Origin of the sequence: Mesorhizobium sp. M1227 (assembly GCF_040318315.1) — a bacterium.
In the GTDB taxonomy this organism is placed as follows: Bacteria; Pseudomonadota; Alphaproteobacteria; order Rhizobiales; family Rhizobiaceae; genus Mesorhizobium.
Genome location: NZ_JAMYLZ010000005.1, coordinates 170,958 through 192,866, shown reverse-complemented (window position 1 = coordinate 192,866; position 21,909 = coordinate 170,958). Strand labels below are relative to the sequence as shown.

The 21,909-nt window shown below is 63.2% G+C and carries 26 protein-coding genes; 13 read left to right on the top strand and 13 right to left on the bottom strand.

The window, feature by feature from the left end:
• Window positions 1-69: 69 nt before the first annotated feature.
• Window positions 70-249 (top strand): hypothetical protein, encoded by a 180-nt coding sequence (locus NKH28_RS09920; protein ID WP_352472894.1) that lies wholly within the window; start codon window positions 70-72, stop codon window positions 247-249.
• 3 nt (window positions 250-252) lie between these two features.
• Window positions 253-498, top strand: a complete 246-nt coding sequence (locus NKH28_RS09915) for a hypothetical protein (RefSeq protein ID WP_352978681.1) — start codon at window positions 253-255, stop codon at window positions 496-498.
• Between the two features lie 15 nt (window positions 499-513).
• On the opposite strand, the gene NKH28_RS09910 is transcribed toward NKH28_RS09915, so the two are convergent.
• The gene (locus NKH28_RS09910; RefSeq protein WP_352502195.1) at window positions 514-774 is read right to left on the bottom strand and encodes a hypothetical protein; all 261 of its coding nucleotides are present in this window, start codon (window positions 772-774) and stop codon (window positions 514-516) included.
• A gap of 446 nt (window positions 775-1,220) precedes the next feature.
• Between NKH28_RS09910 and NKH28_RS09905 the strand changes: the two genes are divergently transcribed.
• The 9 genes from NKH28_RS09905 (at window position 1,221) to NKH28_RS09865 (ending at window position 9,049) form a co-directional block, all read left to right on the top strand.
• On the top strand, window positions 1,221-1,937 hold the full coding sequence (locus tag NKH28_RS09905) for a GntR family transcriptional regulator (protein ID WP_352978680.1): 717 nt from the start codon (window positions 1,221-1,223) through the stop codon (window positions 1,935-1,937).
• Window positions 1,937-3,031 carry an LLM class flavin-dependent oxidoreductase gene (locus tag NKH28_RS09900; RefSeq protein ID WP_352978749.1) on the top strand — a complete coding sequence of 365 codons (1,095 nt, stop codon included), beginning with the start codon at window positions 1,937-1,939 and terminating at the stop codon, window positions 3,029-3,031. The genes NKH28_RS09905 and NKH28_RS09900 overlap by 1 nt, the downstream gene beginning before the upstream one ends.
• Window positions 3,031-3,576, top strand: a complete 546-nt coding sequence (locus tag NKH28_RS09895) for a flavin reductase family protein (protein ID WP_352978679.1) — start codon at window positions 3,031-3,033, stop codon at window positions 3,574-3,576. The genes NKH28_RS09900 and NKH28_RS09895 overlap by 1 nt, the downstream gene beginning before the upstream one ends.
• 80 nt (window positions 3,577-3,656) lie before the next feature.
• Complete coding sequence (gene dctP, locus NKH28_RS09890; RefSeq protein WP_352750156.1) at window positions 3,657-4,634, top strand: TRAP transporter substrate-binding protein DctP; 978 nt, start codon at window positions 3,657-3,659, stop codon at window positions 4,632-4,634.
• A 78-nt stretch (window positions 4,635-4,712) separates the two neighbouring features.
• Entirely contained in the window at window positions 4,713-5,225 is a 513-nt protein-coding gene (locus NKH28_RS09885; protein ID WP_352978678.1) for a TRAP transporter small permease, read from the top strand.
• Between the two features lie 3 nt (window positions 5,226-5,228).
• The gene (locus NKH28_RS09880; protein WP_023676099.1) at window positions 5,229-6,539 is read left to right on the top strand and encodes a TRAP transporter large permease; all 1,311 of its coding nucleotides are present in this window, start codon (window positions 5,229-5,231) and stop codon (window positions 6,537-6,539) included.
• Window positions 6,540-6,565: 26 nt separating this feature from the next.
• Entirely contained in the window at window positions 6,566-7,279 is a 714-nt protein-coding gene (locus NKH28_RS09875; protein ID WP_352978677.1) for a hypothetical protein, read from the top strand.
• A 42-nt stretch (window positions 7,280-7,321) separates the two neighbouring features.
• On the top strand, window positions 7,322-8,080 hold the full coding sequence (locus NKH28_RS09870) for an HpcH/HpaI aldolase family protein (protein ID WP_352819003.1): 759 nt from the start codon (window positions 7,322-7,324) through the stop codon (window positions 8,078-8,080).
• A 12-nt stretch (window positions 8,081-8,092) separates the two neighbouring features.
• Window positions 8,093-9,049, top strand: a complete 957-nt coding sequence (locus NKH28_RS09865) for a C-terminal binding protein (protein ID WP_352502202.1) — start codon at window positions 8,093-8,095, stop codon at window positions 9,047-9,049.
• Window positions 9,050-9,261: 212 nt separating this feature from the next.
• On the opposite strand, the gene NKH28_RS09860 is transcribed toward NKH28_RS09865, so the two are convergent.
• The 8 genes from NKH28_RS09860 to NKH28_RS09825 all read right to left on the bottom strand — a co-directional run bounded on the left by NKH28_RS09860 (window position 9,262) and on the right by NKH28_RS09825 (window position 16,594).
• Entirely contained in the window at window positions 9,262-9,741 is a 480-nt protein-coding gene (locus NKH28_RS09860; protein ID WP_352502203.1) for a MaoC/PaaZ C-terminal domain-containing protein, read from the bottom strand.
• A gap of 1 nt (window position 9,742) precedes the next feature.
• Window positions 9,743-10,816, bottom strand: a complete 1,074-nt coding sequence (locus tag NKH28_RS09855; protein WP_352978747.1) for a Gfo/Idh/MocA family protein — start codon at window positions 10,814-10,816, stop codon at window positions 9,743-9,745.
• Window positions 10,812-11,141 (bottom strand): L-rhamnose mutarotase, encoded by a 330-nt coding sequence (locus tag NKH28_RS09850; protein ID WP_352978675.1) that lies wholly within the window; start codon window positions 11,139-11,141, stop codon window positions 10,812-10,814. The genes NKH28_RS09855 and NKH28_RS09850 overlap by 5 nt, the downstream gene beginning before the upstream one ends.
• Before the next feature lie 9 nt (window positions 11,142-11,150).
• A complete protein-coding gene (locus NKH28_RS09845; RefSeq protein ID WP_352978673.1) occupies window positions 11,151-12,263 on the bottom strand; it encodes a mandelate racemase/muconate lactonizing enzyme family protein in 1,113 nt (370 codons plus the stop codon).
• 4 nt (window positions 12,264-12,267) lie between these two features.
• Window positions 12,268-13,365: an ABC transporter ATP-binding protein gene (locus tag NKH28_RS09840; RefSeq protein ID WP_352978672.1), complete on the bottom strand. Its 1,098-nt coding sequence runs from the start codon at window positions 13,363-13,365 to the stop codon at window positions 12,268-12,270.
• Between the two features lies 1 nt (window position 13,366).
• Window positions 13,367-14,233 carry a carbohydrate ABC transporter permease gene (locus NKH28_RS09835; RefSeq protein ID WP_352451567.1) on the bottom strand — a complete coding sequence of 289 codons (867 nt, stop codon included), beginning with the start codon at window positions 14,231-14,233 and terminating at the stop codon, window positions 13,367-13,369.
• A 2-nt stretch (window positions 14,234-14,235) separates the two neighbouring features.
• Window positions 14,236-15,132 (bottom strand): carbohydrate ABC transporter permease, encoded by an 897-nt coding sequence (locus tag NKH28_RS09830; protein WP_352451568.1) that lies wholly within the window; start codon window positions 15,130-15,132, stop codon window positions 14,236-14,238.
• Window positions 15,133-15,274: 142 nt separating this feature from the next.
• Window positions 15,275-16,594, bottom strand: a complete 1,320-nt coding sequence (locus tag NKH28_RS09825; RefSeq protein ID WP_352768372.1) for an ABC transporter substrate-binding protein — start codon at window positions 16,592-16,594, stop codon at window positions 15,275-15,277.
• A gap of 158 nt (window positions 16,595-16,752) precedes the next feature.
• Here NKH28_RS09825 and NKH28_RS09820 point away from each other — a divergent pair, with 158 nt between their 5' ends.
• Together NKH28_RS09820 and NKH28_RS09815 are read left to right on the top strand one after the other, a co-directional pair.
• Complete coding sequence (locus tag NKH28_RS09820; RefSeq protein ID WP_352971062.1) at window positions 16,753-17,541, top strand: IclR family transcriptional regulator; 789 nt, start codon at window positions 16,753-16,755, stop codon at window positions 17,539-17,541.
• Between the two features lie 67 nt (window positions 17,542-17,608).
• Window positions 17,609-18,445: an amidohydrolase family protein gene (locus NKH28_RS09815; protein WP_352978670.1), complete on the top strand. Its 837-nt coding sequence runs from the start codon at window positions 17,609-17,611 to the stop codon at window positions 18,443-18,445.
• A gap of 66 nt (window positions 18,446-18,511) precedes the next feature.
• On the opposite strand, the gene NKH28_RS09810 is transcribed toward NKH28_RS09815, so the two are convergent.
• Genes NKH28_RS09810 through NKH28_RS09795 form a run of 4 tightly spaced genes read right to left on the bottom strand, consistent with a single transcriptional unit; the run spans window position 18,512 to window position 21,903 of the window.
• Window positions 18,512-19,477: an ABC transporter permease gene (locus NKH28_RS09810; RefSeq protein WP_352978668.1), complete on the bottom strand. Its 966-nt coding sequence runs from the start codon at window positions 19,475-19,477 to the stop codon at window positions 18,512-18,514.
• Window positions 19,478-19,482: 5 nt separating this feature from the next.
• The gene (locus tag NKH28_RS09805; protein WP_352978666.1) at window positions 19,483-20,433 is read right to left on the bottom strand and encodes an ABC transporter permease; all 951 of its coding nucleotides are present in this window, start codon (window positions 20,431-20,433) and stop codon (window positions 19,483-19,485) included.
• Window positions 20,430-21,173: an ATP-binding cassette domain-containing protein gene (locus NKH28_RS09800; protein ID WP_352978664.1), complete on the bottom strand. Its 744-nt coding sequence runs from the start codon at window positions 21,171-21,173 to the stop codon at window positions 20,430-20,432. The genes NKH28_RS09805 and NKH28_RS09800 overlap by 4 nt, the downstream gene beginning before the upstream one ends.
• On the bottom strand, window positions 21,166-21,903 hold the full coding sequence (locus NKH28_RS09795) for an ATP-binding cassette domain-containing protein (RefSeq protein WP_352874745.1): 738 nt from the start codon (window positions 21,901-21,903) through the stop codon (window positions 21,166-21,168). The genes NKH28_RS09800 and NKH28_RS09795 overlap by 8 nt, the downstream gene beginning before the upstream one ends.
• Window positions 21,904-21,909: the final 6 nt, after the last annotated feature.

The window sequence follows — 21,909 nt, the reverse complement described above, 5'->3', positions numbered from 1 at the left end:
CGTTCGGACCGGGCCCATCGGGAACCTTTCTCCCGAGCCGCTTGTTTGGGTGACGGAAGGAGACACGCCATGAGCACAAAACCTCCCCCTGTGCCGCCGAAGAACCTGAGCCCAAAGGGCACCGGTGACAAAAAACCGGTAGCAGCCGACCAGGCACCGCAATCAGCCGTTCCGGATCCCGACAAGCAGGGCCAGCAAGGCAATACGAAGGTCAACACCACCCATCAAGGCAACGTCCAGGATCGCTAGGTCATGTCCACGTCGAAGAAGACTCCTGCCAGCATCCGCCAGGGCGGTCCCGGCGCCGCGCACGAAAACGCCAAGAAGCCGCTGAGCGTCGAAAAGCCGCCGGCCGACTCCGACCGTCGCAGCCACAGCAAGGTTTCCGGCGGCGGCGGCGAACACGACAGCCACCATACCACGACCCCGAAAAGAAAGGCGACACCCGGTCCGCGCATCAGGACAAGTGAAGTCGGCCGGCGACGCGACGATCGGTGAGGTTCGAGCGAAGTGTCAGCGGGGACGGCGCGCCGAGGCAATCGGCACGACGTTGTCGACCACCGGCAAGTCGAACAGCATCGGAAGCCCCCGCGTCGCGGCCATCTCCACGATCAGTTCTTCGATGGAGTGATCGGTCAGACGCGTCTCGACGCCCAGCCGGATCATCGCCGCCAGCTTGTGCACCGGCACCGGCACGGACTTCGCCCGGTCGTCGAGCAGCTTGCTGATTTCGATCACGACGTCGGCGTCGATATTCCTGGGCAAGTCTCGCATAAGCGCCTCCCCGCCAAACGAAACGAAAAGCCCGCCGCACCTTTCGATACGGCGGGCGATCCAGTAATGCGTACCGGCGGGGGATCGGGGTGGGCGTGCCGGCGCGCGCAGATCGCAAGTAATTTTAGTTAAATCCGTCAACTTCGATGTGTCACGGAAAAACGTCTGTACGTTTTTTACCGAACCGCACGGACCGCTGGCTGTTCCCGCCGTCGCGCGGCGCGACCGTACGGATGGCGTGACCCTTTGCCCTCCGGACAGCGAACTCAAACAGTATACATTATAAACTTAAAACATCTTGCCAGGTGATCCAGCCTATGCTCCACTTGAGCCGGGAACACGGCTGATAGGTCGATTTCTGCCGACACGTGGCTGCATTTCAAACGGCACGACTGCGAGAACACAGCCTCAAACAATATACGAAATCTTCGCATGGGAAGGCGTGGATGACGGAAACGATAGAGCTCAAACGGGTTGGCGATGGCAATCTGCGTGCCCAGGTCTATCAACAAATCCGGCTGACGATACAGCATGGCGAATTGGCGCCTGGCCAGAAGCTCGTCGATGTCGATATTGCCGCCCAGCTCGGCATTTCCAGAATGCCTGTCCGCGACGCCTTGATGCAGTTGGTGCATGAGGGCTATCTCGTCGGCACCACACGCGGCTTCACCCTGCCCACGATTACCGCGACGGATGTCGCCGACATCTTCGAGGTCCGCCGCCTGCTTGAGCCACGGGCCGCCGCGCACGCCGCACGGACACTTGACGCCGCTGGCCTCAAGACGCTGGCAGCCGCGCTTCGGGAGGCCGAGGCTGCGGCCGCCGCCGGCGATGCCGACCGCTTTTTCCAGGCCAATTCGGCATTCAGGAATTGTTGGCTCGGCGCCGTCGAGAACGAGCGCCTTTCCCAAACGATTGCAAGGTTCGCCGACCATGTGCTCGTCGTCCGCTTAAGGACGCTGTCGCACCAGCCGACGCAGGCCGTCATCGTTGCCGGCATGCGCGCAATCTATGAGGCATTCGTCAAGCGCGACGCCGTCGCCGCTTACGACCGCATGACCCACTTCATTCAGAACGCCGAGGAGCGTTTCACGAAGCTTAGCCCACCGTTTCAAAACTCCAACGGTGAAGGTGAGGGCATGTCGCGGCAGGGGAAAGCATGATCAGGAAGCAGCACCCGCTGAAAGGGCCGAACAGGTTCAAGCTCGGCGTCTTTTCCATGAACGCCGATGGCGGCCTGGCAATGACCACCGTCCCCGAGCGCTGGCGTGCCCGCTGGGAGGACAACCTCAATTCCGCCTGCATCGCCGACCGCGCCGGCCTCGAGTTTCTGCTGCCGATCGCCCGCTGGCGCGGCTTCGGCGGATTGACGCATGTGCGGGAATGGTCGTTCGAGACGTTCACCTGGGCGGCGGGTCTTGCTGTCGCCACGGAAAACATCGGCCTGTTCATGACGGTGCATGTGCCGCTGGTTCATCCGCTGCAGGCTGCAAAAGCGCTGGCGACGGTCGACCACATCTCCAACGGGCGTGCCGGCTTGAACATCGTCTGCGGCTGGAACCCGGATGAGTTCGCCATGTTCGGGCAGACGGTCGGCGAGCGGACCTACGATCAGGCCGAGGAATGGATCAACATCATCGCGCGTGCCTATCAATCGAGGGAGCCGTTCGACTTCAGCGGCGAGTTCTATGATCTGAAGGGCGTCGTCAGCCGGCCGCCAAGCCTGCAGGCGCCGCGACCGGTGACCATGAACGCCGCCTTCGGCGCGCCGGGGCGCAACTACGCAGCGCGCCACTGCGATTATCTGTTTTCGACCTTTTCCGAAATTGCCGACGGCCGTGCGCATGTGGTCGACATCACCAACCGCGCGGCCGAAGTCGGGCGCGAAGTCGGCGTCTATACGGTTTGTCACGTCGTCTGCCGGGAGACCCAGCAGGAAGCCGAGGACTACTACCGGCATTACGCGCTGGAATGCGCGGACGAGGGTGCGGTCGACGAGCACATGCGCAAGAAGAAGGAATTCGCGAACTCGCACGATGCGAAGGCTTTCACCGAATATCGGCAAAGGTTCGCCGGCGGTACCGGGACGTTCCCGCTCATCGGCACGCCGGAAAAGATCGTCGACGACCTCACCGAGATCATGGAACAGGGTTATTCCGGCGCCGCCCTCACATTCGTCAACTACACCTACGAATTGCCCTTCTTCTGCGACCGCGTGCTGCCGCTGATGCGCCAGGCCGGGCTTCGAGTAAATTGATGCCGGCGGCCGCCATTCCGACGCAGTGGGTGGATGGGCACGACGCCATCAATCCGCGCGCGTTCAAGCAGGCTATGCGGGCCGTGGCGGGCTCGGTCGCCATCCTCGCGTCGGAACATGACGAGATCGGTTTTTGCGGCATCACGGCGACGGCTCTCTGCTCGTTCAGCGCCGAGCCGCCGTCGCTGCTGGCTTGTGTCAACCGCGGCAGCACCTTTGCCTCGGTCATTCACGAAGGTTTGCCGTTTTCGGTCAATCTTCCCGCCGGCGACCAGGAGAACGTTGTACGTGCCTTTGGCGGCATGACCAAAGCCAAGGGCGCCGCGCGGTTCTCGTCCGGATCATGGGTGCGTGGCGAAACCGGCGCGCCCTTGCTTGTCGGCGCACGGGCAATATTCGAATGCCGGGTGGCCGAAATCATCGTGCGGGCATCGCACATGATCGTCATCGGCATCGTCTCGGGCGTTGCGCTGGACCGCGCTCATCGATCGCCGGTCTTCTACGCGCATGGGCGGTTCCTGACAGTAGGAGATGATGCCAACTAACCGCCGTTCACGCGGCGGCGCGGCGATTGCAATTTTAGATCGAACCCGATCATGGACGAACTATCAAAGGGAGTATGGCAATGCGCATTTGGAAATCCCTTGTTCTGGCTGCACTCATGTCGGGTGTGGCGGGTAGCGCCGCGGCCGAAGAGGTCGTCCTCAACGCCGTGCATTTTACACCGACGCAGAACGGCTACGCCCAGAGCTTCCTGAAGTTCGTTCAGAAAGTGAACGAAAAGGGCAAGGGCGTGGTCCAGATCAACGTGCGTGGCGGGCCGGAGGTCATTCCGCCGATCCAGCAGGGCGCGGCGCTCAGGAGTGGCCTGATCGATGTGATCGACACACCGGCAGGGCAGTTCCTGGAGCTCGTGCCCGAAGGCGAGGTTTTCTCCGCATCGACGAAGACGCCGTGGGAGGTCCGCGACAATGGCGGCTGGGACTTCATCAGCGGGATTTTCGAGAAGAAGGCCAATGCCCATCTGCTGGCGCATGTCGACGCGGGCTCGGGCTTCAACGTCTTCACCGTCGACGAACCCAAGCTCAACAGCGAAGGCAGCATCGACTGGGGCAGTCTGAAGATCCGCTCGTCGCCGCTCTACCGCGATTTCCTTGAATCCTTGGGCGCAACGGTGATCGTGCAAGCGCCGGGGGATGTCTATACCTCGCTCGAGCGCGGCGTCGTCAATGCCAACGCGTATACCGTGTTTGGCTATGCGTCGTTCGGCTGGGACAAATTCACCAAATACCGTGTCGACCCGCAGTTCTTCAAAACCGACGTGCTGATCTCGATCAACAAGGCCAAATGGGACACGCTGTCGCCCGAAGCGCAGAAGCTGCTTGCCGACACGGCCGTCGAATACGAGCGCGCGAGCTATGACGCCAACCTTGCCCAGTCCGAAAAACAGGCACAGGCGATGATCGACGGCGGGCAGAAGGTGATCAGCTTGACCGGCGCCGGCCGCGACAAATTCCTGGCGGCTGCCACGCAGGCGAGCTGGGCGAGAATGGCCAAACGCGATCCCACCAGCATCGATCAGTTGAAGAAATTCTTCCAGTAGCCTGGGCCGAGGGTGCCTTGTGTGCCCTCCATCAAAGCTGGGCCACGGGGACGAAGGTGGACATGAGGGTCGTCGGGAATGGACAGATCGTTTGCAGCGATTGGGAAGCTGAGCCTTGCGTTGGCGGCGGCGGCAAAAGTGGTGCTTGGCCTCATCATCGTCGCGGTGGTTGCTGATGTGTGCGTCCGCAATCTGGGCCTGAGGCCGCTTGCCTGGGCGGTGTCGGCGACGGAATACGGCCTGCTTTACGCGGCATTTCTGCCGATGCCATGGCTGGTCCACAGCAAGGGCCATGTCTTCGTCGAGTTCCTGCGCCAGGCGCTGCCGGTGCGGGCACGGGCGGTGCTTGAAAAGCTGGTCTATCTCGCCTGCATCGGCGTCAGCCTCTACCTCGGCAGCGTCGCTCTGTCTTCGCTGACAAGTGCCGTTGCGGGCGGCGAATATGAAACGCGCAGCTTCGATATGCCGAAATGGCTGGTCTTTCTGCCCATCATGCTCGCCTTCTATCTCTCGGCGCTGGAATGGCTCAGATATCTGCTCGGCCGTGACACGCTGTACACGCTCGATCCGCTGGAAATGGAAGGGCTCTGACCGGTGGCCTGGCTGTTTCCATTCGCCGTGCTCGTTGGCACCATCCTGGTGTTGATGGGCCTTGGGCTGCCGGTCGCCTTCGCGTTCTTCGTCACCAATGTGATCGGGCTGTATCTGTTCTTCGGCGGCTCGATCGGCGTGACGCAGATGGTCGCCAACTTCTCCGACGCTGTCTCGACCTACGCGCTTGCTCCGCTGCCGATGTTTCTTGTCATGGGCAGCCTGTTCTTCCGCTCCGGCCTCGGCGAGAAGGTCATCTACGCGCTCGACCTGTGCATCGGCAATCTGCGCGGACGCCTCGCCTATGTCGTGCTGGCCGCCGGCACGATCTTTTCCGCGCTGTCGGGCTCGAGCCTCGCCAATACCGGCATGATGGGCTCGCTGATGGTGCCCGAGATGCTGAAGCGAGGCTACAAGCCGCATATGGCCTACGGCCCGGTGCTTGGCGCCGGAAGCCTTGCCGTCATCATCCCGCCATCCTCGCTGGCCGTCTTGCTCGGCTCGCTGGCCCAGATCGACGTCGGCGCGCTGCTCATCGCGGGGGCTTTGCCTGGACTGCTGCTCGTTGTCATGTATGCGGCGCTGATCTTCGCGCAGACAAAGATCGATCCGGACGCCGCTCCGCACTATCCGGTACCCGCCGTTCCCGCGGCCGAGAAGGTGAGGGCGGTCGCCGTCAACATCATTCCGATGAGCGTCATCGTGTTCATGGTGGTCGGCACGATCATCCTTGGAATAGCGACCCCGACCGAGTCGGCAGGCCTCGGCTGTGCCGCCGTCTTCGCCTTGTTGTTTGTCTACCGACGGTTCAGCTGGTCGGTTGTCTGGAAGTCGCTGGACGATGCGATGAAGGTCACCGGCATGACCTTCCTGATCATCTCGGCTTCGACGACGTTCTCGCAGATATTCGCCTTCTCCGGCGCCTCCAACGGCTTTATCCAGTTCATCGTCGGCTACGATCTTGGACCGTATCCCATGCTGCTCATGATGGTGCTCGTCATCCTGCTGCTCGGCATGTTCATGGATCAGGTCTCGATGATGCTGATCACGCTGCCGATCTTCCTGCCGATCGCCCAGCAATTCGGCTACGAGCCGGTATGGTTCGGGCTGATCCTGCTGCTCGCCTACGAGGTCGGCTTCACCACGCCGCCGTTTGGTCTGCTGCTGTTCATCATGATCGGCGTTGCGCCGAAAGGCACATCGCTCAAGACGGTTGCCATGGCTGCGGCGCCTTACATCGCGCTGACGCTTCTGCTGATCCTGCTGATTGTCCTCTTTCCGCAGATCGCTCTCTTTCTTCCGAATTTGATCTAGTCGAACTCGATCCAGCAGGTGTCCACATGCGCTTTGCCTATCTTGCTTTCTTCCAGGATGACCGCGAGGCAAATTCGGCCATCGCCGGTGAAGACGTTGACGCCGTGCGGCGTGTGATTGCATCGACGCCGGGCCTTGCGCTTGCAAACATCTATCTGCCCGAAGTGGCGACGGACATGTTCAACAACGATGGTCCGCCGCCGGTCTTTGGCTTCCAGCTCTATTTCGACGAACTGGCGGACATGGAGGCGGCGCTGGCGCCGTCCGGCCATCTGCAGGCGCTTGCCGCACCTGGTATGCTGTCGAGCATCGCCGGTTCGAGGCCGACGCAACAGGCAATGTGCGTGCGTCCGTTTCCCGTCGACGACGCTGGTGTCAAGACGTCCGGGCTCCCCTGCAGCTATCTTGTCCACTATCCCGGGCCGGCCGAAGACATGAATGCCTGGCTCTACCACTATGTGACGCATCATCCGCAATTGATGCGGGGCTTCCCCGGCATTCGCCACATCGAGGTTCTGTCGCGACTGGATTGGTGCGGTTCGCTGCCCTGGCCGCGGATCGACCATATGCAGCGCAATCGCGTCATGTTCGACAGTCCCGCTGCATTGACGCACGCGCTGCAATCGCCGGCGCGGCTGGAGATGCGCGCCGACTACAAGACCTTCCCGCCGTTTTCAGGCGGCAGCCGGCATTTTCCGATGTCGACGGAAGCCGTGCATCCTTCGTCAAGGGCCACATAGGCAAACAGGTTTTTGCCGACGCCGAAAATTTCTGGAGATTTCATGTACGACTTTCGCAAGAAATGTATCTCTCTCGATCGCCTCATCGGCACCTTCTGCGCCATCCCGCACCCTGTGGCGGTCGAAGTGGCCGCCGCCAGCGGGGTCGATTTCCTGTGCATCGACTGGGAGCATTCGCAGATCGGCCGCGAACGGCTCGAGGATCTGATCCGCGCCGCCGATGTCCACAAGGTTCCCGCGATGGTGCGCGTTCCCGGCCACACGCCGGAGTGGATGGCCGCCGCGCTCGACGCCGGCGCGTCGGGTGTCCTGGTACCCCGCGTCTCCACGGCCGAGCAAGCGCGCGTGGCGGTCATGGCCTGCCGGTACCCGCCGGTCGGCGCCCGCGGTGTCGGCCCGGGCCGCGCCGCCGGTTATGGCTACAGGATTCCGGACTACCTCAACTCGGCCAACGATGTCCTGACGGTCGCCATCCAGGTCGAGACGGCCGAAGGGCTCGCCAACATCGACGACATCGTCCAGGTCGACGGCGTCGACGTGATCTTCATCGGTCCCGGCGACCTGTCGGTTTCGATCGACGCCATGGGGCCGGCCGGCCAGGACAAGCTCAATGCAGCGATTATGAGGATCGCGGCCGCGGCGCGCACGGCCCGCAAGGCCGTCGGCATCTTTCGCCCTTCGGCGGATGATGTCGGCAAATGGTCGCGGCACGGCATCAGCTTCTACATGCTGGCCAGCGACACGATGTTTCTCGGCGCCGGCCTTGCCGCCGGCGTCGCCTCGGCGCGCAGCGCCTCATAGCAAGAGTTTGCCATGAAGATCATCAAGACCGACGGTGTGCTGTCAGTCGAGGAGGAGCAGCTGCGCTACCTCGACGGCTTGAACGTCGAATTTGTCGAAAAGACGCTGCTCACGGAAGATGCCCTGATCGAACACTGCCGCGACGCCGACGCATTGATGGTATTGCGGGAGCCGATCACGGCTCGCGTTTTGGCGGAACTGAAGAGGCTCAAGGTCATCGGGCGGTTCGGCGTAGGGCTCGATTCGATCGACGTCGAGGCTGCCAGCCGTGCCGGTGTTCAGGTAACCTACGTGCCGGACGCCAATCTGGTTGAAGTCAGCACCCACGCCATGGCCCTGATCCTGGCCTTGACGCGCAGGCTGAAGCAGTTCGACAGCGCGGTGCGCGCCGGCCGCTGGGTTGCAATGACCGATGGCGCCGGCATCACACGGCCCGACAGGCAGATCCTCGGCCTGATCGGCTTCGGCCAGATCGGGCGGCTGACTGCCGAGCGGGCGCGGGTCTTCGGCTACCACATCATCGCCTACGATCCGCATATGCCGGCCGAGCGCATCGCGGCCGGTGATGCCGAACCGGTCGGCTTCGACGAGTTGCTGGCCAGGGCCGACATCGTCTCGCTGCACGTTCCAGCGACACCGGAGACCAGAAACATCATGTCGGCGCAAGCCCTGTCGCGGATGAAGAAAGGGGCGATACTCATCAACGTGGCCCGCGGCGGCCTGGTCGACGAGGTTGCATTGGCGGACGCGATCCGGCGCGGCCATCTGGCAGGCGCCGGCATCGACACGTTCGAGCGGGAGCCGCCTTCGCCCGACAATCCGCTGCTGGCGCTGGACACCGTCCTGGTCAGTCCACACGCGGCGCACTACTCGACCCAGTCTTACGCGGAGGTTCGCAACAAGGTGTTTGCCGATGTCGCATCAGTCCTGCGCGGCGGCAAGCCTGTATATCCGGTCAACCGGATATGACCAATTCCCGATGTCGGCACCACCTCTATCCGCCTGCTCCGCGGAACCCAAGTCCTGCAAGTCGGGGTTCGCAGGGCGATAAGGGGCAGCGCAACCTGTCGCGATTTATCCGGTTTGCCACATTTTGTTCTTGCTTTGTGCCGGCAGCTATGCTACTAATTTGCGTATGGTGATGATTCACCGAGGACCCGCCGCAAGGCGGTTTTTTGTCTTTAGGTTTCAGCGTCATCTGTCGAGGCTCTGCTCGGCTTGTCGCGACGCTCGACGATGTAGATGTGATCAGCGACCAGCACCACGTCGCCATGCTGGTTGATCACCTCGCAGCGCTCGACGACCCGGCCTGAATCGGGTCGCTTCGGGTCGTCTTCCCTAGCCGAGATGGTGGTGCGGGTCCTGATCGTATCGCCGATGAACACCGGCTTGATGAAGCGCAGCCGGTCGTAGCCATAGGAGAAGGCAACCGGGTTGACGACGCTGGCCGTCAGCCCGACGCCGACCGAAAACACCAGCGTGCCGTGGGCGATGCGCTGCCCGAACGGCGTCGTCTTCATGAACTCGGCGTCCATGTGGTGGGGAAAGAAATCACCGGTATGGCCGGCATGGACGACGAAGTCGGTCTCGGTGATGGTGCGCCCGCTGGTCATGCGCGACGAGCCGATCCGGTAGTCCTCGAAATAGACTGTCTGCTCCATGTCAGGGCCTCGCCGCTATCGGTGTTGCCGGCGCCGCGCTCGATCGGTAGGCGGCTTCGACCAGCGCCATGGTGTTCCAGCCGTCCTCGACGGAACTGACAAGCTCGGCGTCCTCGCCCGACGCGTAGCGCTGGACATTGGCCATGCGGCCGGCAAAGGCGTCCGGAAACCATGCGCCGACGAGTGGAACCGCAATCCAGTCCGTGCCGCCTTTGGGGTAGATTTCGAGAATGTCCGGCTCGCCGCGCGGATAGTCGAGGTTGACGCCCAGTTTGAGGTAAGCGGCGCCTTCGGTGCCGCAGATGCGGAATTCGCAGGCCTGGTGTTTTCGACCGAATTTGTGATCGTGGTTGATCGACAGTGCACAGCGCACCGTGTCGCCATAGTCGAGGATCGCGCTGGTGCGCGTTTGCGCAACCTCGTGGCCGGGATGGCCGAGTGTCTTGGCGTGAACCCCCTTGGGGTCGCCGAGCAATTGCCGGATCAGGTCGAGATAATGGATCGAATGCATGGCGATCTCGACGCGCGGCGCCCGCAACAGGAATTCCCAGAGCTGCCAGGGTGTCGCCAGCGCAAGCCATGCGTCGAAATCGACCACTTCGCCCAGCCAGCCCTTGGCGATCGCATCCCTGAGCGCCAGCATCATCGGCGCGAAGCGCAGCTGGAAATTCACCGCCGCTTTCAGATCTTTGGCGCGGCAGATTTCGAGGATCTCGGTCGCCTCGGTGAGATTGCTGCCCATCGGCTTCTGGATCAGCGCCACCGCACCATCGGGCAACGCCCTGAGCACGCCGGCATGATGAGCCGGCGGCGTCGCCAGATCGAAGACGGCGTCCTTGATTGACGCAGCTTCCTCGACCGACCGGTAAGCGGCGACGCCCCATCTCTGCGCCAGTTTTTCCGCCTTGGGCAGGTCGGGGTCGAACAGCCCGGCAACCGGGAAGCCGGCTTTCCCATAGGCCGGGAAATGCGCATCGCCGACGATCGAGCCGGCGCCGAAAATCACGATCGGCCTGGGCTTTGACGGCTGTGCCCAGGCCTGGGAAAGCGAGGCAGGATCGAAAATGTCATCAATCATAATGGAAGACTTCGTCCATCGACGCCCACCACTCGCCCTCCTTGCGGGTCGGCAGCGGCTCCTGGCATGGCATGCAGAGCGCCCACCATTCCTGCGTCGTGGAATCGGCGGCCATCTTCGCCATGTCGGCGGCATAGTCGGTGCCGTGGTACTCGAAGGTGCTGAACAAAAGGTGCTCCGGCTCCCTCAGATAAATCGAATAATTCTTGATGTTGCAGGCGGAAATCATCTTGAGGACGTCCGGCCACACGGCAGCGTGAAGCCGCACATACTCGGCGACTTTCTCCGGCTTGAGGCCGAGCACCATTCCCATTCGCTGCATGTCCGCCTCCTACTTCACTATCGCCATGGTGAATTCCGCGATGCTCTTCGCCTTGATCGCATCCCAGTCCCAGTCGATGCCGATGCCGGGCTCGTCCGGCGCCAATGCGTGCCCGTCCTCGATACGCATTTTCTTGCCGGTCAGCTCGTCGAGCTGGGGAATATACTCGACATATCTGCCGTTCTGAACGGCGCATGTCAGGCTAACATGCAGTTCCATCAGGAAATGCGGGCAGACCGGTATGTCGAACGCCTCGGCTGCATGCGCCACCTTCAGCCACGGCGTGATGCCGCCGATGCGGCCGACATCGACCTGCACGATCGAGCACGCGCCCTTCTGCATATATTCGCGGAAATGCCGGATCGAGTAGAGCGACTCGCCGACGGCGATCGGCGTCGACGTCGCATTCGACAGGCGGACATGGCCGTCTATGTCGTCGGCCGGCAGCGGTTCCTCGATCCAGGCGAGGTCGAGTTCACGCAGGCGTTCGGCCCGGCGGATCGCCTCGTCGACCGAAAAGCCCTGGTTGCAGTCGGTCATGATTTCGTAGGAATCTCCAACCGCCCGGCGCACCGCCGTCAGCCGGGCAAGATCCTCGGAGCCGTGCGGCTTGCCGATCTTGACCTTCGAGCCGCGAAACCCCTTGGCCTTGGCGGCCAGCGCATCCGCGACCAGCGCCTCGGTTTCGATATGCAGCCAGCCGCCTTCGGTCGTGTAGAGCGGGCAGCGGTCCTTGGCGCCGCCGGCCAGCTGCCACAGCGGCAGCCTCTGTTTCTTGGCCCGCAGGTCCCAAAGAGCAGTGTCGATGGCCGCGAGCGCGATTGCCGTGATCGCGCCGATCGTCGTGGCATGGGTGGCGAACTCCAGCTCGTGCCAGATCGCCTCGATCATGTCGGCGTCGCGGCCGATCAGCCGCAGCGCAAGGTGGTCGGCCAGCAGCCGCATCACCGAGGAGCCGCCCGTGCCGATCGTATAGCTGTAGCCGGTGCCGACCGCGCCGTCGGCGTCGGTGATGGTGACGATCGGTGTTTCCTGGCTGACAAAACTCTGGATGGCATCGGTGCGCTTGACCTTCGGCACCAGGTCGACCATCCGCAGTTCGATTTTCTCGATCTTTGCCATGGTTTTAACCTCGCAATGTCCTGCCTGTTTCGGCGGAAAACAGATGGGCCTGCGACAGGTCCAGGCTCATCTTGACCCGGTCGCCGGCTTTCAGCGGCCTTGGATTGAGCATCCGCGATACCCAGTCGCTGCCGTTGAATTCGGCAAACACCAGCGTCTCGTTGCCGAGCGGCTCGGTGACGGTCACCGGCAACTCCACCTGGTGGACGTCGACGTCTTCGCCGGAGCTGATGCCATGCCCGGTCGGATAGATGTCGTCGGGCCTGAGGCCGAACACGACTTTGTCGCCGGCCTCGATATTGGCCTTGAACTGGCTGGGCAAAGGCAGCCTCTCGCCGCTGGCGAACAGCAGCTGTCCGTCGTCGACAACCGCCTCATGCAGATTCATCGGCGGCGAGCCGATGAAGCCCGCGACGAAGCGTGTCTGCGGCCGGCGGAAGACCTCGTCGGGTGTGCCGACCTGCTCGATGAAACCGTCACGCATGATGACGATGCGGTCCGCCAATGTCATCGCTTCGACCTGGTCATGGGTGACGTAGATCACTGTCGACTTGACCTTGGCGTGCAGCTTCTTGATCTCGGTGCGCATCTGCGTCCGAAGCTTGGCGTCGAGATTGGAAAGCGGCTCGTCGAACAGGAAGACGTCGGGATCGCGCACGATGGCGCGGCCCATGGCGACACGCTGGCGCTGTCCGCCCGACAGCTGCGACGGCCGGCGGTCGAGCAACTGGCCGAGGCCGAGAATGCCGGACGCTTCGGCGACGCGACGGTCCATTTCTTCCTTCGCGGCGCCGGCTATCTTGAGCGAGAAGCCGAGGTTTTCGCGCACCGTCATATGCGGGTAGAGCGCGTAGGACTGGAACACCATCGAGATGTTGCGCGAGCGCGGCGGCAGGTCGTTGACCATGCGGCCGCCGATCTCGATGACGCCATCGCTGATCGCCTCGAGGCCGGCGATCATGCGCAGGGTTGTCGATTTGCCGCAGCCGGACGGCCCGACCAGCGCGATGAACTCGCGGTCGGCGACCTCGAGGTCGATGCCGTGCACCACCGCCACCGGACCATAGCTCTTGATGAGTTTCTTGAGCGATACTGTTGCCATGTCAGCCTTTCACCGCGCCGGAAGTGAGGCCACCGACGAGATGTTTCTGGACGATGAAGGTAAGCGTGAGCGCCGGTATGACCATGACCACAGCGAGCGCGCACATGCCGCGCCAGTCGATGGTGAATTCGGCCGTATAGTCGAGCAGGCCGACCGGCAGGGTCTTGGAATTGATCGAGCGCGTCAGCTGCGAGGCGAGCGCGAACTCGTTCCAGGAGGTGAGGAAGGCAAAGATGCCGGCCGAGGCGATGCCGGGCCCGGCCAATGGAAACTCGACCTGCCAGAAGGCCTGCCAGCGCGTGCAGCCGTCGATCTGCGCGGCTTCGGCGAGATCTTTCGGCACCTGGCGGAAAAAGCCGTCGATCAGCCAGACGGTGAACGGCACGTTGAGCGCGACATAGACCAGGATCAGCCCGAAATGCGTGTCGATGATGCCGAGCCGCGCAAAGACAAAGAACAGCGGCAGCGACAGCGCGATGCCGGGCACCGTGCGCGTCAGCATCAGGCCGAGGAACATCGCCGACTTGGCGCGAAAGCGGTAGCGCGCAAAGGCGTAGCCGCCGGCCATGCCGATGACGATGGCGATCACCGTCGAGGTCACCGAGATGATCAGCGAATTGCGGAAGTAGTCGAGCACCGGAATGCCGCCCTGGCCGACGCCGCTGAACATGGCGATGTAGGCGTCGAGCGAGAGTTGCTGCGGGATCCACACCGGCGGCTTGGCCATGATTTCGACGGTCGGCCGCAGCGACGACAGCACGATCCAGATGCCGGGCAGGCAGATGACCAGCATGGCCAGGAACAGTCCGATGCCGTGAACGATTCCGAGCGCTTTGTTGCCGACGCGATGCAGGCTGTTCTGGTCCATCCTCACCACTCCGCCGCGATCTGCGTGCGCGCCGCGGCGAGCTTTCGGTAGAAATAGACGGTGAACAGTATCGATAGCAGGATCGAGAAATAGGCCATGGCATTGGCCATTCCCATCCTGGCATCGCCATAGGCGGTGCGGGCGACCAGCGTCCAGACCAGTTCAGTGCGGCCGGCGGGGCCGCCGTCGGTCATGATCTTGACGATGTCATAGGCGCGCGCGACGTCGAGTGAGCGGATGGTCATGGCGATAAAGGCAAACGGCATGATGAACGGCCAGGTGACATAGCGGAATGTCTGCCACGGCGTGCAGCCGTCGACGCGGGCCGCCTCGACCGGTTCGCGCGGCATCGCCAGCAGCCCGGCCAGGATCAGGATCGCGAACACCGAGGTCGACGACCAGATCTCGGCGATCAGGATGGCGATGAAGGCGAGATTTCCGTCGATCAGCCACGGGATGGCGCGATCTGTCAGGCCAAGCCCCTGCAGGGCGTTGTTCACCAGGCCGATATTGTCGTTGAACATGAATTTGAACTGGAAGCCGACGAGGATCGGCGAAAACATCATCGGAAACATCATGATGGTGCGCAGGATCCGCTGGCCGCGCGACGCTTTCTCCACCAGCAGGGCCAGCCCGAGCCCGATCAGCATTTCCAGGTTGAGCGCCACCGTCAGCAGCACCACGGTGCGGGCAAAGGCGACCCAGAAAGCGCGGCTGGTCAGGATGGCGACGTAGTTGCGCGCGCCGATGAAGACCCAGAACGTCTCCGGCCTGGTCAGCCGGAACGGCGTGAAGCTGGAATAGAGCGAAAGCAGCAGCGGCACCACCACCACCGCCGCCAGAACGATCACCGCCGGCAGCAGGAGCAGCAATGGCGGCGAAGGTCTCCAGCCTTTCATGGCGATCCGGTTCTGGTTGGTGCCCGGATACCGAAGGCCGCCATCGGCCAGCCGGGATCAAGACAAAGCGTGTTGCGCATGGTTCGCAAAAAGTTCGGGGGCGCCGCTCTTCGATGAGCGCGGCGCCCCCTTGGGAAAATGGTCAAAGCTTGCCGGCGTCCTCGAGGATCTGCGTGGCCTTGGCGGCAGCGTCGTCCAGCGCCTGCTTGGAGGTCTTGTCGCCGAGGATGGCGGCCTGCAATTCGGGATAGACGGCGTTGGAGATTTCGATCCATTCAGGTGTCTGCGGCACGGCAAAAGCGTGCTTTGCCTCCTCCTGGAAAGCCGCCAGCACTTCCTTCTTGTAAGGATCGCTGGCCGCCTGCTGGATATCCCAGTCCCACACCGCCGTGCGGGTCGGCAGTGGGCCGCTTGCCGCCTCGAGCTTCTGGCTGTCCTCATTGGTCAGGAACCAGACCAGCGACGCCGCGGCCTCCTTGCTGGCGCAGTTTTCGGTGACCGAAAATCCGTGGTGCCCCGACCAGCCGGTGCGAATGCCGGCCGATCCCTTCGGCGCCACCTTCACGCCGACATTGCCGGCGACCTTCGACGACTTCGGATCGTTGAAAAAGCCTGCCCAGCCCGGCCAGTCGAGGTTGATGGCGACGGTGCCCGAGGCAAAGCCCTGGCCGAGATCGTCCCACAGATAGTTGGTGGTGCCGGCCGGCACCGCCTTGGCCTTGTAGAGATTGACGAACCAGTCGAGCGCGTGCACGCCGGCTTCCGAGTTGAAGGCCGGCTTGCCATCCTTGTCGAGGTATTCGCCGCCGTCGGCGATGAGCATCTCGTAAAAGCGGCCGTTGATCGCCTCTTCCTTGCCGGCGAACTGGGTGCCGTAGAAATCGGGCGGGCTGGCGAAGAATTCCGCCTGCTGGGCGACCTCGTCCCAGGTGTCGGGCGGTGTCAGATCCTTGCCGTACTTGGCCTTGTAGGCGGCCTTCTTGGCTTCGTCCTGGTAGAGGCTCTTCTGGTAATAGAGCGCCGAGACGTCGAACTGCGCGCGAGGCAGCATGACCAGCTTGCCCTCGAGCGTGGAGGCCTTGATCGTCGACGGCACGAAGGCGTCGATCTCCTCCTTCGGCAGCAGCTTGTTGAGATCGGTGTAGATATCAGGATATTGCGGCGCGAAGGACGAGTGGTTCGACCCGACGCACCAGTTGATGCTGCCGGAGGCGATGTCCGACTTGATCTCCTTGTCGAGCTCGAAGTGGTTTTTCTTCGAGATCACGTTGACCTTGGCGCCGGTCAGTTTTTCCCATTCGCCGATGCGCGCGTACAGCCCTTCATATTGCTGGCCGCCGATCAGCTTGGCGTCGATGGTGACGCCGTCGAATTTACCGGGCAGGTCGGCAGCAAGGGCAGCACTCGCACCAAGTGCGAGCAGCGTTACGCCGGCCGACAGGCCGCAAAACAGTTTCGTCATTGTATCCTCCCAAGAGTCTGCGTCGATCCATAGCGAGGGCTGATCGGCAGCTTCATTCATATACAAACAAAACATTTATAGGATCGTCAAGCCGAAAGTTCTTCCGGAAGCAATGCCGTTATGCGTATATGAAAGGTGAAATTCACTGGAGAAGCCCAATGGCAGAGGACGAGGAAGACGACCGCTATCGAGCCCCGGCGTTGGACAAGGGGCTCGACATTCTCGAGCTGCTGGCCGGCGTCGACGGCGGCCTGACGCAGGCGGAAATTGCCAAGAAGCTCGACCGCAGCCCGAACGAGTTCTACCGCATGCTGGACCGGCTGGTGCGGCGCGGCTACGTCACGCGGCCGGATGGCGACCGTTATTCGCTGACACTCAAGCTGTTTGGCCTCGCGCAGCTGCACGCGCCGGTGCGCCGGCTGGTTTCCTATGCGACGCCGCTGATGCGCGAACTGGCCGAAACCACACAGCAGGCAAATCAGTTGGTTGTCTTCGACCGCGGTTCCGCGGTGGTGATCGCACAGCAGGAGGCGCCTGATTACTGGGGCATCTCGATCCGCGTCGGCTCGCATATCAGCCTGTTCGACACCGGCTCCGGCCATGTGTTGCTGGCGTTCCGCCAGCCGGAAGAGCGGCAGATGATGATCTCAGAACATCTGCGCAGCACCGACAAGCCACCGCAATCGCCGGAGTTCTTTGCCCGCCTCGACCAGATCCGGGAACGCGGCTACGAGATGATGGCATCGATGCAGACCGCCGGTGTCTTCAACCTGTCGACACCGGTTCTTGGTTCGGACGGCAGGGCGATCGCCGCGCTGTCGATCCCCTACATAACCCTGGTCAACGCACCCAAGGCGCCCGACATTACGAGGACGATTGAGCTGCTGCTGGCAGCGACCGAAAAGCTGTCGCAACTGGCGGGATCGACCGTCAAGCAATCGCGATGAATTCTTATTTGAATGAAGAATTTCTCCGTGAGATGATCTCGAAGTCGCCAAGGAGGAGCGCGCCACCATGATCTTCGACACCCATCTGCACCTGATCGACCAGTCCGCGCTGCGCTATCCCTGGCTGGCCGGCGTGCCGGCGCTCAACCGCGATTTCTCCTACGTCGAATATGCAGTCCAGGCCCGCCGTGCCGGCATCGACGGCGCATTGCATATGGAGGTCGATGTCGATCCTGCCGACATCGAGGCTGAAACCAGCCGTGTCAAAGCGCTGTCGCGGGAAAAGGCCAGCTTGCTGCGGGGGGCAATTGCCTCCTGCCGTCCGGAAGAGCCCGGCTTTGCCGCCTATCTCGAGCGCCAGCGCGCCGATCCTTTCGTCAAGGGCTTTCGCCGCGTGCTGCACGTCATGCCGGACGAGCTTTCGGAGGGCGCGCTGTTTCGTGAAAACATCAAGCGGCTTGCCGGCAGCGGCCTGACCTTCGACCTTGTCGTTCTGCCGCACCAGATCCCCAAGGCGATTGCACTCACCGACCTCGCGCCGGACGTGCAGTTCGTGCTCGACCATTGCGGCGTGCCCGACATCAAGGGTGGTGCCGAGCACCCCTGGCGCGAGCACATGGCGGAGATCGCGCGGCGTCCGAACGTCGTCGGCAAAATTTCCGGTGTGGTCGCCTATGCGGATGCCGGATCCTGGACTGTCGAAACGCTGCGTTCCTATGTCGAGCACACCATCGAATGCTTCGGCTGGGACCGCGTTGTGTGGGGCAGCGACTGGCCGGTCTGCACGCTTGGCGGCGGGCTTGCGACCTGGGTGGCGGCAACGCACGCGCTGCTCGCCGGTGCAAGCATCGATGAGCGGCAAAAGCTGCTCTCCGGCAACGCCAAGCGGCTGTGGAGCTTGTAGAGCATTTTGCAGCCAAGTGGGATCACTTGGCGTCGCGCATATGCGGCTAAAACGAATAAGGTAGCCTCAGATCGTCGCCGACACGTGCCGCTCGCGACCGTAGAGCGAAACCAGGAGCACGATGACCAGGCCAAGTGCCGCCTGCACGGTCGAGGGCCGGAAGCCGAGGCCGATCAACAGCGTGTTGATCTCCGTCAGCACCAGCACGCCGGCAATGGTGCCGAAATAGCTGCCGCGGCCGCCGACAAGGGCGGCGCCGCCGACCACCACTGCCGCGATCGTCTGGAACAGATAGGGCTGGCCGACATCGCCATAGGCCGAACCGGTGAAGCCGAGCAGCAGCACGCCGGCCGCGGCGGCGAAGAAGGCGCTCGCGGCATAGGTCACGGTCCACATGCGGACCGGATCGATCAGCGCCAGTGGCGCAGCACCTGGATTGCTGCCTAGGGCGTAGAGACGGCGGCCGTATGGCGTGCGCGCCAGCACCAGCGCCACCAGCAAGGTCAGCACCGCGACGCATGGCACCAGCCCCGGCACCGGCAGCGGTCCGACCGAACCGCCGATCGAAACGAAGGCGGAAACCGCGGCAGGCGCCGATCCGGATGGAAAGCCACCGGTCCACAACAGGACGGCACCTTGCACGATCATGCCGGTGCCGAGCGTGACGATCAGCGGGTGGATGTCGAGCCCGCGAGAGATCAGGCCGTTCAGCGCCCCGATCAGTATGGCGAGCGCGACGACGACTGCGCAGACAAGGGCAAAATTCCAGCCGACGCCGTAGAGCTGTGCGGCAACGACATTGGCAAAGCCGATGATGAACGGGATCGACAGATCGATACCGCCGAGGATGACGACGAGGGTCTGGCCGATCGATGCCACCGCCAGCAGCGAGGCGATCACCAGCAGCGCCCGGATGGCGAACGGCTGGGAGTAACCCGGAATGAGCAAGGTGCCAAGGATATGCAAGGCGGCAGCGACGGCAAAGGCACCGGCGACACGCGCATTGGTGGATTGGAACCAGGTCTGGCGCATGCTTCTCAGCCTTTCCCTCCCGAGAGCCGTTCCTGCAGCGCCGTCATGATGACGGCCACAACCAGGATCGCGCCATAGGCGATCTGCAGCACATAGGTGGAGACGTTGAAGGCGGTCAGCACGCTCTGCAGCAGGAAGATATCGACAGCGCCGATCGCGGCCCCGGCGAGCCCGCCGCGCCCGCCGGCGAGGCTGACGCCGCCGAGCGCCACCGCGGCAATCGCGATCAGCGTGTAGGTCGGCCCGATATTGGGGTCGGCCGAACCGATCAGGGCGGTCAGCATGAGGCCGGCACAGGCGGCAAGTATGCCGGTCATGACATAGGCTATGAAACGCACTTTCGTCACCGGAATGCCGGCCGTGTAGGCGGCGCGGTCGTCGCTGCCCACCGCCATCAGCTGGTCGTAATAAGGCGTCTGTCGCACCAGCCACCAGAACAGCAAGATCAGCGCCAGCGGCAGCGCCGACCAGGGTCCGGCCATTGCCTTCAGCCAGCCCGGCGCCGGCCCGACCGGCGCCGGCAGGACGGTCAGCGTCATGCCGGTGAGGATCAGATAGGTGCCGAGCGTCGCAACGATCGGCTGGATGCGGACGATGGTCGCCAGAAAGCCGTTGGCAGCGCCGACGATCGCGCCGATCAGAAGCGCCGCCGGCACGATGACCAGCGGCGAAGATATGCCAAGCCTGAGGAACAGCACCTGGATCACCATCGCATTGACGAAGCCCATCAATGGCCCGACGGAAATGTCGATGCCGCCGCGCCCGGCGAGGATCACCGGAGCCGAGGCGAGCGCTGCGCCGATCAGCGGCGCGGCGAGCCCGATCAGCGCGCCCCAGGCGGCAGGATGGAAGCGCGCCGGATTGAGCAGCAGATTGACCGCGATCAGGATCACCAACAGCACTGCCGCAAAGCCGGCGCCGCGCCATCGCGCCGCCATGCGCCGCAACCCGCTCATGCCGCGCGCCCGAACATGGCGGCGATCACCGTATCGCTTTTCATCTCGTCTCCGGTGATTTCAGCCGCCACCTGCTGTTCGCGGAACACCAGCACGCGATGGCAAAGCAGCAGGATCTCCTCGATCTCGCTCGACAGGATGACCAGCGCCATGCCGTCCGCCGCCAGTCCACGAAACACATCGTAGAGGACATGGCGCGTCGCCACGTCGACACCGCGCGTCGGATCGTTGAGGAGCAGGATCGCCGGTTCCAGCGCCAGTGCGCGGGCCAGCAGCACCTTCTGCTGATTGCCGCCGGAAAGCGTGGTGATCGGGGCGTCCGGCCGTGGCGCGATGATCGACAGTCTGTCCCGATAGCGTTCATAGCGCTGCCGCCGCGCGGCGAAGCTGAGCAGGCCGAAACGCATATCGCGCGACAGCGTCGAGACGGCAAAATTGTCGAGCACCGATTGGGTCGGAAAAATGCCGGTGGTGCGCCGGTCGCGCGGCAAATAGGCGATGCCGCCGGCGACCGCCTTGCGGAAATTGGTGATCGCGCGCGCTCCGGTTGGCGCCTCGACGGTCACCTCGCCGCCGGCCGGGCGTTCCAGGCCGGCCAGCACTTTCAGGAACCGCTCCTGTCCGTGGCCGTCGAGGCCGGCAAGGCCGACGATCTCGCCCGGCGCAATGGTTTGCGTCATGGGGCTTGCGCCCGGCGCGATCACCAGGCCGCGCACCGAAAGGCTGGCGCCATCAGCCATGCGCCAGCTCCGCCGCCGTGCGTGGCGCCATCGCTCTGAGAAGTTCGGATGCGGTGGACGTGCCGCGTTCCTCAGTCGTCACCACGCTGCCGCCGCGCAGGACGGAAATCCGGTCCGAAAGCGACATAACCTCGTCCATGCGATGGGTGATGAACAGGATCAGGCAGCCTTCGGAGGCAAGCTTGCGCATCATGGCGAAGACCGCCTCGCGATCGGCAAAGTCGAGCGCAGCCGTAACCTCGTCAAGGATGAGAATGCGCGGGCTGCGCACCACGGCGCGGGCGAGCACTACCAATTGCTGAACCGCAAGCGGCAATTGCCCGGCCAACTGGTCGAGCGGGATCTCGGTCACCGCGAAGCGCTTCAGCACCGCTTGCGCGCGTTGCCGCCGCTCGGCGCGCGGCACGGTGCGCGTCAGCAGGCCGTCGAGGCCGAGCAGGATATTGTCCGTCACCGAACGGTCAGGCGCGATCAGCACTTCCTGGAACACGGTGGCCAATCCGGCGGTCTGGAACGCTGCCGGCGAGAGGCCGGTAAAGGGCGCTCCGTCGAGCAGGATCGCGCCGCTGTCCGGCTGGACTATCCCCGACAGCAGCTTGACCAGCGTGCTCTTGCCCGAACCATTCTCGCCCAGGATGGTGTGGATCGTGCCGGCGCGGAATGCGATTGAGGCATTGGCCAGCGCAATCGTTTCGCCGTAGCGTTTCGAGATGGCCTGGACTTCCAGCATGAGCAA

Excerpts from the sequence above, each read along its gene's own strand:
- NKH28_RS09920 (WP_352472894.1), top strand. The coding sequence starts at position 70 with ATGAGCACAAAACCTCCCCCTGTGCCGCCGAAGAACCTGAGCCCAAAG.
- NKH28_RS09915 (WP_352978681.1), top strand. The coding sequence starts at position 253 with ATGTCCACGTCGAAGAAGACTCCTGCCAGCATCCGCCAGGGCGGTCCC.
- NKH28_RS09910 (WP_352502195.1), bottom strand. The coding sequence starts at position 774 with ATGCGAGACTTGCCCAGGAATATCGACGCCGACGTCGTGATCGAAATC.
- NKH28_RS09905 (WP_352978680.1), top strand. The coding sequence starts at position 1,221 with ATGACGGAAACGATAGAGCTCAAACGGGTTGGCGATGGCAATCTGCGT.
- NKH28_RS09895 (WP_352978679.1), top strand. The coding sequence starts at position 3,031 with ATGCCGGCGGCCGCCATTCCGACGCAGTGGGTGGATGGGCACGACGCC.
- dctP (WP_352750156.1), top strand. The coding sequence starts at position 3,657 with ATGCGCATTTGGAAATCCCTTGTTCTGGCTGCACTCATGTCGGGTGTG.
- NKH28_RS09885 (WP_352978678.1), top strand. The coding sequence starts at position 4,713 with ATGGACAGATCGTTTGCAGCGATTGGGAAGCTGAGCCTTGCGTTGGCG.
- NKH28_RS09875 (WP_352978677.1), top strand. The coding sequence starts at position 6,566 with ATGCGCTTTGCCTATCTTGCTTTCTTCCAGGATGACCGCGAGGCAAAT.
- NKH28_RS09870 (WP_352819003.1), top strand. The coding sequence starts at position 7,322 with ATGTACGACTTTCGCAAGAAATGTATCTCTCTCGATCGCCTCATCGGC.
- NKH28_RS09865 (WP_352502202.1), top strand. The coding sequence starts at position 8,093 with ATGAAGATCATCAAGACCGACGGTGTGCTGTCAGTCGAGGAGGAGCAG.
- NKH28_RS09860 (WP_352502203.1), bottom strand. The coding sequence starts at position 9,741 with ATGGAGCAGACAGTCTATTTCGAGGACTACCGGATCGGCTCGTCGCGC.
- NKH28_RS09850 (WP_352978675.1), bottom strand. The coding sequence starts at position 11,141 with ATGCAGCGAATGGGAATGGTGCTCGGCCTCAAGCCGGAGAAAGTCGCC.
- NKH28_RS09845 (WP_352978673.1), bottom strand. The coding sequence starts at position 12,263 with ATGGCAAAGATCGAGAAAATCGAACTGCGGATGGTCGACCTGGTGCCG.
- NKH28_RS09840 (WP_352978672.1), bottom strand. The coding sequence starts at position 13,365 with ATGGCAACAGTATCGCTCAAGAAACTCATCAAGAGCTATGGTCCGGTG.
- NKH28_RS09835 (WP_352451567.1), bottom strand. The coding sequence starts at position 14,233 with ATGGACCAGAACAGCCTGCATCGCGTCGGCAACAAAGCGCTCGGAATC.
- NKH28_RS09830 (WP_352451568.1), bottom strand. The coding sequence starts at position 15,132 with ATGAAAGGCTGGAGACCTTCGCCGCCATTGCTGCTCCTGCTGCCGGCG.
- NKH28_RS09825 (WP_352768372.1), bottom strand. The coding sequence starts at position 16,594 with ATGACGAAACTGTTTTGCGGCCTGTCGGCCGGCGTAACGCTGCTCGCA.
- NKH28_RS09820 (WP_352971062.1), top strand. The coding sequence starts at position 16,753 with ATGGCAGAGGACGAGGAAGACGACCGCTATCGAGCCCCGGCGTTGGAC.
- NKH28_RS09815 (WP_352978670.1), top strand. The coding sequence starts at position 17,609 with ATGATCTTCGACACCCATCTGCACCTGATCGACCAGTCCGCGCTGCGC.
- NKH28_RS09810 (WP_352978668.1), bottom strand. The coding sequence starts at position 19,477 with ATGCGCCAGACCTGGTTCCAATCCACCAATGCGCGTGTCGCCGGTGCC.
- NKH28_RS09805 (WP_352978666.1), bottom strand. The coding sequence starts at position 20,433 with ATGAGCGGGTTGCGGCGCATGGCGGCGCGATGGCGCGGCGCCGGCTTT.
- NKH28_RS09800 (WP_352978664.1), bottom strand. The coding sequence starts at position 21,173 with ATGGCTGATGGCGCCAGCCTTTCGGTGCGCGGCCTGGTGATCGCGCCG.
- NKH28_RS09795 (WP_352874745.1), bottom strand. The coding sequence starts at position 21,903 with ATGCTGGAAGTCCAGGCCATCTCGAAACGCTACGGCGAAACGATTGCG.